The following is a 9,506-nucleotide window of genomic DNA, read 5'->3' as shown; positions in this document are numbered from 1 at the left end:
AGCTAGGACGCCAGCAGCTTCGCGATGCGAATCTCATGGCTAAAATTTGAGCCTAAGATCTCAAATTTTCCAATAGTGACAAAAACACTTCCCAGTGTTTCTGTCACTCAAGCTAAAAGGAAATATTTTTTGTATTCTTTATTTATTACGTTACAAATATTTTGCAGCTAAAGTAATGGAAATGGTAATAGTATTTATAGCATAAAGTAGAACTAACAATTAAGGGGAAATTTTTATCAATGAGACGTTTAAGTCAATTGGGGCTACCACATCAACAATTAATTTCTATTTTTGTAAGATGCATAAGAACAAACGTCAGAAAACTAAATAACTAAAATAAAGAAATAAAAAATAATTTTTTATAGCTGAGGTGATAGAATCGGTGAATAGCGATTCTATCACAAAGGAAAATTTGAGACCGAGGCTCAAATTTTAGCCATGAGACCGCAAGGGCTGCTGGCGTCCTAGCTACACAAAAAATTATTTTTTATTTCTTTATTCTATGCCACCAATGATTTTCTCTTGCTTATTGTTACAAATCGTGTTTGAATAAAAGACAAGTAGATTTAATTAAGAAATGGAGGTCATTTCATGACAAAAGAATTTAATAGTTTTACACTCGTAGAACAAAAACCATTACCAGATATCCGTTGCGATTACTATTTATACAAACATGACAAAACAGGTGCACAAGTCATGTACTTAAAAACAGACGACGACAACAAAGCCTTCTCCATCGCATTCCGCACACCACCATATGACGACAATGGAATTGCGCACATTATCGAACACTCCGTATTAAACGGATCAAAAAAATACCCAACAAAAGAACCATTCGTAGAATTATTAAAAGGTTCCCTACAAACATTTTTAAACGCATGGACATTCTCAGATAAAACAATGTACCCAGTAGCTTCAAGAAATCAAAAAGATTTTGAAAACTTAATGGACGTATATTTAGATGCGGTATTTTATCCAAATCTTTTATCAAACCCACAAATTTTAATGCAAGAAGGATGGCATTATCATTTAGAAAATAAAGAAGATGAATTAACGTATAAAGGCGTTGTTTATAACGAAATGAAGGGAGCATTTTCTCAACCAGAATCAGAATTAAACCGTCTGGTGGAACCAACATTATTCCCTGACACTTTTTATAAACATGTTTCTGGAGGAATGCCCGCTTCAATTCCAACATTGACACAAGAAAAATTCATTAATTTCCATCAAACGTATTATCACCCAAGTAATGCTCGAGTAACTTTATACGGAAATTTAGATTTACCAAAAGCAATGGAACAATTATCAGAATACTTTGATGCTTTTGAGGCAAAAGAAGTTCCATTTGTAGGATACAAACAAGAACCATTTACAAGTGTCAAAGAACTAACAAGTTCGTATTCTATTTCTAAAGGAGACTCAACCGAAAATAAAACATTGTTAGAATATGCTTGGGCTACTGGCACAAGCACTAATGGAGAAGAAGGAATTGCTTTAAGCATTTTAGATGAATTGTTATTAGGTAGTAATACAGCACCACTGAAGAAAGCTTTATTAAAAGCGAATATCGGTAGTGATGTTATGGGAGGATATTCTGCTTATACGTATTCTCCAACATTTGAAGTGATTTTAAAAGATACAGATGCTGATAAAAAAGAACAATTTGTTCAAATTATTCAAGAGGAATTACAACGTTTAGTAGAAGAAGGAATTTCTAAAAAAGCGATTCAAGCTGCTTTAAACAAAACAGCTTTCCGTTATAAAGAATTAACAGCTTTAGAAGGAAGCACACCAAAAGGTGTGATGTATGGAATGAATGCTTTAACAAGTTGGTTATATGATGGAAGTCCTTATGTATCATTTGAATACCAACAACATTTAGATGCTATTCAAGCTAAAGTTGAAGAAGGCTATTTTGAAAATCTTATTCAAAAATATTTATTAGACAATACTCATGCTGCAATCATTACTCTAAAACCAGAACCAGGTTTATTAGAAGAAAAAGAAGCAGAATTAGCTAAAAATTTAGCCGATTACAAAGCAAGTTTAAGCGAAGAAGAATTAGACCAATTAGTAGAAACAACTCAAAAATTAATTGAAAGACAAGAATCTCCTGATAGACCAGAAGATTTAGCGAAAATTCCGACTCTATCGATTGATGATATTCAAAAGAAAGCAACGCAATATCCATTAATGGTTGAAGAAGGAAAAGATACGCCGACTTTCTTACATTATGAAGACTTTACAGCAGGTATTTCATATGCAAAATATTTCTTTGATATGAGAGGAGTTAAAACAGAAGAAATTCCAGTAGCGGCGTTTGTCACTGAATTATTAGGTGAAATTAGTACAAAAAACTTTGCTGATGAAGATTTAAATACAGAGATGGATTTCTATACGGGTGGAATTTCTACAAATGCTTTTGTCATGACAGAAGATGTTGCGAAAAATGTCTATTATCCATTCTTTACAGTTTCAGGAAAAGCATTGTCACAATATTTACCTAAATTGATTGAATTAGTAGAAGAAATTGTTTTACGTTCAAACTTGGAAGACTATGATAAAATTAAAGAACTATTATTAAATACAAAAGCTAACTTAGAAATGCATATGAATTATGCTTCGCATACCATTGCTGTACGTCGATTAGAATCATACTATTCAGAAGGCGCGAAATATGCTCAAGCATTAGAAGGTATTGATTACTATGAGTATATTTCTGATTTAGTGAAGCATTATGATGAGAGAAAAGAAAGCTTTAGTCAACAATTGATAGCTGTACTTCGTCAAATCTTGAATATTCATGGAGTGACTGCAACATTTGTCGGAAGTAAAGAAGACTTTGAACAATTCAAAGCATTATCTCAATCATTCTTCCAACAGTTATCACAAGAGGAAGTGACACCACAACCATTCACAACTCCTGTTGAAATTCTAAACGAAGGGTTTAAAACAGCTCAAGAAATTCAATATGTAGCAAAAGGTTACAATCAAACATTACTAGGAGTTCCATTTGAAGGTTCTAATGCATTTTTACAAACGGTTTTAGGATTAGATTATTTATGGAATACCGTTCGTGTTAAAGGTGGAGCATACGGTGGAATGAGTGTCATTGGTGGAAAAGGTGAAGTAGCTGCTGTGTCATACCGTGATCCAAACTTAGTGGAAACTCTAAAAACTTATGATGGACAAGTTCAATATTTAGAAAATTACAATCCATCTAAAGAAGAATTTGAGAAAAACCTTATTGGAACATTTAGCAGTATTGACCGTCCATTATCTGCAAATCAAAAAGGAAATATCGCATTTACACGTTACTTTACACATGTGACAACTGAACTTGTTCAAAAAACTCGTGATGAAGTTTTAAATGTAACACCGGAAAAAGTTCGTTCATTTGCACCAACAATGGAAAAAGTATTAGCTCAAAATGCTTTTGTAGTAGTGGGTAATGATGTGAAAATTGAACTAAATAAAGAAATTTTCAAAACAATCCGTTCATTATTTAATGATTAATTGTTTGAGTTAATTTCAAGTATCGTTAAAAGAGGAATTTTCTATTAGTAGAAGTTCCTCTTTTATGTTGTAAAATTTTTATATCGTTAAAGTGTGTCATTTAGGATTTTGTTTGTGTTTTTATGCATTTAATTATACAATGGCAAAGTGAAAGTTTAAGAAAAAGGAGATTTACAGTAAATGAAATTAAGAAATATCGCATTATCATTATCTGCGTTAGTATTATTCACTTTACCAACAGTTGGTGCTCAAGAAGAAAAAGCCCCACAAGGTAAAGGTTGGCAAACGATTAATGGACAACAATATTTTATAAAAGAAGATGGATCAAAAGCTACGTCTTCATGGATTGATCGTTCATATGTAGATAAAGATGGCAAAAAAGTTATTGCTTCTTTCATTTATGATGAAAATTACAAGTCTTATTTCTATTTAAAAGCAGATGGAAATTATGCTGAAAATCAATGGTTAGAAATTGGTGGCAAATGGTACTATTTCAAAGAATGGGGCTATATGGCTAAAAGTGAATGGAAAGGGAATTACTACTTAAATCCAAGTGGTGCTATGGCGAAAAAAGAATGGATTTACGATAATAAATATAATTCTTATTTCTATTTAAAAGCAGATGGAAAATATGCTGATAAAGAATGGATTCAAGATGGAAATAAATGGTATTACTTACTATCTGGTGGGTACTTAGCAACTCGTCAATGGGTCAGTGATTATTTTGTCAACGGTGAAGGGGCTATGATGGCAAAAGAATGGTTATTTGATCCACAATATAATGCGATGTTCTATTTAAATGCTGATGGGAAATATGCACGCAGTCAATGGGCTCAAATTGATGGAAAATGGTATTATTTCAAGGCGAACGGTGCTAGAGCTGAAAAAGAATGGGCAGGTAATTATTATTTAGGTGAATCTGGCGTAATGGCAACAGGAGTTGTAACAGTTGGAGATACGAAATATACCTTCTCAGATACGGGTGAAATTCAAAAACAAGAACGATTAGAATGGGGTTGGGTTCAAAAGAATGGTCAACGTTATTTCTTAAATCGTCGTCAAGAACAAGTGGGCGGAAGTGATGCGAAGAAAGTTATCGATGTCAGTGAACATAATGGAAAAATCCAAAACTGGAGTCAAGTTATTAGAGATAATGGAATTGATGGAGTAATTGTTCGTTTAGGGTATTATGCATATGACGAAGATAAACAATTAGCATATAATATTAAAGAATTAAACCGCCTAGGAGTTCCTTATGGAGTGTATTTATATACTTATGCTGAAAATGAATCTGACGCAGAATTAGAAGCGAAACACACCATTAAATTAATGGAAAAATATCATATTCAACCAAGTTATCCAATTTATTATGATGTTGAAAATTGGGAATATGTGAATAAAACAAAAGCTGCACCTAAAGATACAAAAACATGGGTGAAAATTGTAAATAAATATATGGAAACGATGCATAAAGCTGGTTATACGAATGTAAGAATTTATAGTTACAGACATTTATTACAAACACGTTTAAATCATCCAGATATTTTAAAATATGTGGACTGGGTAGCTGCTTATACAGATGCATTAGATTGGAATAACCCACATTATTCAGGCTCTAAAGGTTGGCAATATACTTCAAGCGAATATCTAAAAGGTATTAGTGGAAAAGTAGACGTTAGCGTTTGGTATTAATGAATTTAAGAATTATGAAAAAAGTCAGACATAAGTCTGACTTTTTTTAGTGATGACAACAACGACATTGACCTGGTATACAAGTACAAGCTAGATGTTCAGGTGCATCTATTTCTTTTTCTTGTAATAATTTCTGTAATTGATGAGTGTCCTGTATTGTTAATTGAGATTTTTGAATAAGTAAGGATAATAATTCACCTTGTTTTTTTTGACAAACATGACTTAATAATTCATTGCATTCTAAATCTAGTAATTCTTCTTCTGTTACTGTTGCGACATATTGATAAGGTCTTTTTGAAGTAGGAATAATAAATTCTTTTTTCAACAGTCGATTGATAAGAGTTTTAATTGTAGCAGCTTGCCAATTGAAATTTGTAGCTAATGCTTCAATAATAAAAGTACCGGTACATTTTTGGTTTGCCCATATTACGCGAAGTACTTGTCTTTCTGAAGCGCTAATAGTATGAGAAAGTGTCATTTTTTGTCTCCTTTCTTTGATATTTATTAGTGTAAATCTGAAAAATCTCTTTGTCAATATATTGATAAAAGACGAATTTTGTTACTATATTTTGTGTTTGCTTTTTTGTGAAATACTAAATATAGAATGTTTTGGTTGATATAAGACTGGAAAGTAGATATAATAAGGGGGTATGAAATAGAGGAGTAAGTATGAAAGTAGTTTTTTTATCATTGACGGGGCAGACGAGAAGATTTGTTCAAAAATTGGAGTTACCAACTGTAGAAATTACACCACAAAATGTATTCCAAACAATGGATGAACCATATATAATTGTTAGTCCTACTTATGATATGGAAGTATTTGAATATTTTCAAGATTTTATTGAAACAGATGATAACCAAGCTTTATTAAAAGGAGTAGCTGGATCTGGAAATCGAAATTTTAATACTTCTTTTTGTTCGACGGCAAAATTGATTTCTTCTACTTATGAAGTTCCACTATTGCATTGTTTTGAGTTTCATGGAACTCAAAAAGACGTAACTATAATAAAGGAAAAGGTGAGCGAATTTGGATAGTCCAAAATTAATTAGTAAATCTCAAGAAGTAACATATTTTTCATTAAATAATGAATTGAACCGTCCGGTTGATGGAAAAATCCCTCTACATAAGGATAAAGAAGCAGTACGTGCATTCTTCTTAGAACATGTCAATCCGAATACGGTATTTTTCTATACATTAGATGAAAAATTAGATTATTTGCTTGAACATGATTATTTAGAAGAAGAGTTTTTAAATAAATATGACCGAGAATTTGTTAAAAGCTTAATGCAAGAAATTTATAAGAAAAAATTCCGTTTTCGTTCATTTATGTCAGCATTTAAGTTTTATAAACAATATGCTTTAAAAACAAATGATGGCGAACGTTATTTAGAACGTTTTGAAGATCGTATTGTCTTTAATGCTTTATTTTTAGCAGATGGAGATGAACAATTAGCTAGAGATTTAGCTGAAGAAATGATTCATCAACGTTATCAACCAGCGACACCAACATTTTTAAATGCAGGAAGAAAACGTCGTGGTGAATTAGTGTCTTGTTTCTTAATACAAACAACAGATGACATGAATAGCATTGGTCGTACCATTAACTCTGCTTTACAACTTTCAAGAATTGGTGGGGGAGTTGGCGTAAGCTTATCAAATGTTCGTGCAGCTGGAGACCCAATTAAGAAAATTGAAAATGCTTCTAGCGGTGTTGTTCCAATTATGAAATTATTAGAAGATAGCTTCAGTTATTCGAACCAATTAGGACAACGTAATGGTGCAGGAGCTGTTTATTTAAATGTTTTCCACCCAGATATCGTATCATTCTTATCAACTAAAAAAGAAAATGCAGATGAGAAAATTCGTGTTAAAACATTATCATTAGGATTAGTAGTTCCAGATAAGTTTTATGAATTAATAAAAAATGACGATATGATGTATTTATTTAGTCCATATGATGTGGAACGTATTTATGGGGTTCCTTTCTCTTATGTAGATATTACAAAAGAGTATGAAAATATGGTGAATAATCCAGAAATTCGTAAATCAAAATTACGTGCACGTGATTTAGAACAAGAAATTAGTAAATTACAACAAGAATCTGGTTATCCTTATATTGTAAATATTGATACGGTCAATAATGCAAATCCAATTGATGGAAAAATCATTATGAGTAACTTGTGTTCAGAAATTTTACAAGTACAAAGTCCTTCAGTGATTAATAATGCGCAAGAATATGAAGTACTTGGGACGGATATTAGCTGTAATTTAGGTTCTACAAATATCGTGAATTTAATGCAATCACCTGATTTTGAACGCTCGATTGAAGTGGCGGTTCGTGCATTAACATTTGTCACAGACCATTCAAGTATTGATGCAGTTCCAACGGTGAAAAATGGAAACCAAAAAGCTCATACAATTGGTTTAGGTGCAATGGGATTACATACATTCTTTGCGTTAAATCAAATGGAATATGGTTCTCCTGAATCAATCGAAGTAACAGATTTATACTTCCGTCTATTGAATTTTTATACATTAAAAGCAAGTCATAAAATTGCGAAAGAACGTGGCGTAACTTTCGATGGATTTGAAAAATCTGCTTATGCATCAGGAACTTATTTTGATGCTTATACGGAGTCAGATGTTAAAATTAAATCTGAAAAAGTAAAAGAGATTTTTGCGAACTTACCAATTCCAACTGCGGAAGATTGGAAACAATTAAAAGCAGATGTAATGGCAGACGGACTATATCATCAAAATCGTTTAGCGATTGCTCCAACAGGCTCAATCAGCTATGTAAATGAAACAAGTGCGAGTTTACATCCAATTACTCGTTTAATTGAAGAACGTCAAGAGAAGAAGACTGGTAAAACTTATTATCCAGCACCATTCTTATCAAATGAAACATTACCATATTATAAATCAGCTTATGATATTGATATGCGTAAAGTGATTGATGTATATGCTGCTGCACAAAAACATATTGACCAAGGAATGAGTTTAACATTATTCATGCGTTCTGAATTACCAGAAGGCTTATATGAATGGAAAAATGGACGTACAAGCAAAATGACAACAAGAGATTTAAATATCTTGAGAAACTATGCTTGGAATAAAGGAATCAAATCGATTTATTATGTTCGTACATTTACAGAAAATAATGATGAAATTGGAAGTAATGGTTGCGAAAGTTGCAGTATTTAATTCAAAAAAGGAGACTTATCATGAGTGAGAAACGATATTTTAATGAGATTTTGTCACAAAAGGCTTCTGCACCAGTAGCTTATTATAAAGCAATCGACTGGAACCAAGTAGAAGATATGATTGACAAAATGACATGGGAAAAGTTAACCGAGCAATTTTGGTTAGATACTCGTATTCCTGTTTCAAATGACTTAGATGACTGGAGAACATTATCCCCAGCTGAAAAAGATGTTGTAGGGAAAGTATTTGGAGGATTGACTTTATTAGATACATTGCAATCTGAAGAAGGTGCAAGTCTGATGAAAGACTATGTTCGTACACAACATGAAGAAGCAGTATGGAATAATATTCAATTTATGGAATCTGTTCATGCCAAAAGTTATTCAACAATTTTCAGTACGTTACATACAAAAGCTGAAATCGAAGAAATTTTTGAGTGGACAAATAATAATGAGTTTTTACAATATAAAGCTCAAAAAATTAATGAAATTTATCAAAGTAGAGATGCACTAAAAATGAAAGTAGCTTCAACGATGTTAGAAACATTTTTATTCTATAGTGGCTTCTTTACACCATTGTATTATTTAGGAAATAATAAATTAGCCAATGTAGCGGAAATTATTAAATTAATTATTCGTGATGAATCTGTTCACGGAACTTATACAGGCTATAAATTCCAACAAGGATACAATGAATTACCTTTAGAAGAACAAGAAACTCTTAAAATGTGGGTTTATCAATTATGTTTAGAATTGTATCAAAATGAAGTGAAGTATACACAATCAATTTATGATCAAGTTGGTTGGACTGAAAAAGTAAAAGTATTCATTCGTTATAATGCGAATAAGGCTTTACAAAATTTAGGGTTTGATCCATTATTCCCAGATACAGCTGAAGATGTGGATCCAATTGTGATGAATGGTATTTCAACAGGTACAAGTAATCATGACTTCTTCTCTCAAGTGGGGAATGGTTATTTACTTGGGACAGTAGAAGCTATGGAAGATGATGATTATTCTAAATGGATGTAATCTAAATAAGAGACTGGGCAAAAAGTCTCAAAAATAGAAGAAAGCACTATAAAATTCTGAAA

General features: G+C 32.0%; 6 protein-coding genes. 5 read left to right on the top strand and 1 reads right to left on the bottom strand.

Annotated features, from left to right (window positions below):
* Positions 1 to 591 precede the first annotated feature (591 nt).
* Positions 592 to 3,516 (top strand): insulinase family protein, encoded by a 2,925-nt coding sequence (locus RWZ86_RS07635; RefSeq protein ID WP_314681091.1) that lies wholly within the window; start codon positions 592 to 594, stop codon positions 3,514 to 3,516.
* A gap of 180 nt (positions 3,517 to 3,696) precedes the next feature.
* Positions 3,697 to 5,208 carry a GH25 family lysozyme gene (locus RWZ86_RS07630; protein ID WP_314681089.1) on the top strand — a complete coding sequence of 504 codons (1,512 nt, stop codon included), beginning with the start codon at positions 3,697 to 3,699 and terminating at the stop codon, positions 5,206 to 5,208.
* A 46-nt stretch (positions 5,209 to 5,254) separates the two neighbouring features.
* On the opposite strand, the gene RWZ86_RS07625 is transcribed toward RWZ86_RS07630, so the two are convergent.
* On the bottom strand, positions 5,255 to 5,686 hold the full coding sequence (locus RWZ86_RS07625) for a BlaI/MecI/CopY family transcriptional regulator (protein WP_314681086.1): 432 nt from the start codon (positions 5,684 to 5,686) through the stop codon (positions 5,255 to 5,257).
* 191 nt (positions 5,687 to 5,877) lie between these two features.
* On the opposite strand from RWZ86_RS07625, the gene nrdI reads away from it, so the two are divergent.
* The 3 genes from nrdI to nrdF are packed head-to-tail and all read left to right on the top strand — an operon-like array spanning position 5,878 to position 9,444.
* Entirely contained in the window at positions 5,878 to 6,243 is a 366-nt protein-coding gene (gene nrdI / locus RWZ86_RS07620; protein WP_314681083.1) for a class Ib ribonucleoside-diphosphate reductase assembly flavoprotein NrdI, read from the top strand.
* On the top strand, positions 6,236 to 8,413 hold the full coding sequence (gene nrdE, locus RWZ86_RS07615) for a class 1b ribonucleoside-diphosphate reductase subunit alpha (RefSeq protein ID WP_314681081.1): 2,178 nt from the start codon (positions 6,236 to 6,238) through the stop codon (positions 8,411 to 8,413). The genes nrdI and nrdE overlap by 8 nt, the downstream gene beginning before the upstream one ends.
* Before the next feature lie 20 nt (positions 8,414 to 8,433).
* Positions 8,434 to 9,444, top strand: a complete 1,011-nt coding sequence (nrdF, locus tag RWZ86_RS07610; RefSeq protein ID WP_314681079.1) for a class 1b ribonucleoside-diphosphate reductase subunit beta — start codon at positions 8,434 to 8,436, stop codon at positions 9,442 to 9,444.
* Positions 9,445 to 9,506: the final 62 nt, after the last annotated feature.

This window comes from uncultured Granulicatella sp. (genome assembly GCF_963545075.1).
GTDB lineage: Bacteria > Bacillota > Bacilli > Lactobacillales > Aerococcaceae > Granulicatella.
Note: the sequence above shows the minus strand (reverse complement) of the source record. Positions and strands in the feature narration are given on the sequence as shown.

Excerpts from the sequence above, each read along its gene's own strand:
- RWZ86_RS07635 (WP_314681091.1), top strand. The coding sequence starts at position 592 with ATGACAAAAGAATTTAATAGTTTTACACTCGTAGAACAAAAACCATTA.
- RWZ86_RS07630 (WP_314681089.1), top strand. The coding sequence starts at position 3,697 with ATGAAATTAAGAAATATCGCATTATCATTATCTGCGTTAGTATTATTC.
- RWZ86_RS07625 (WP_314681086.1), bottom strand. The coding sequence starts at position 5,686 with ATGACACTTTCTCATACTATTAGCGCTTCAGAAAGACAAGTACTTCGC.
- nrdI (WP_314681083.1), top strand. The coding sequence starts at position 5,878 with ATGAAAGTAGTTTTTTTATCATTGACGGGGCAGACGAGAAGATTTGTT.
- nrdF (WP_314681079.1), top strand. The coding sequence starts at position 8,434 with ATGAGTGAGAAACGATATTTTAATGAGATTTTGTCACAAAAGGCTTCT.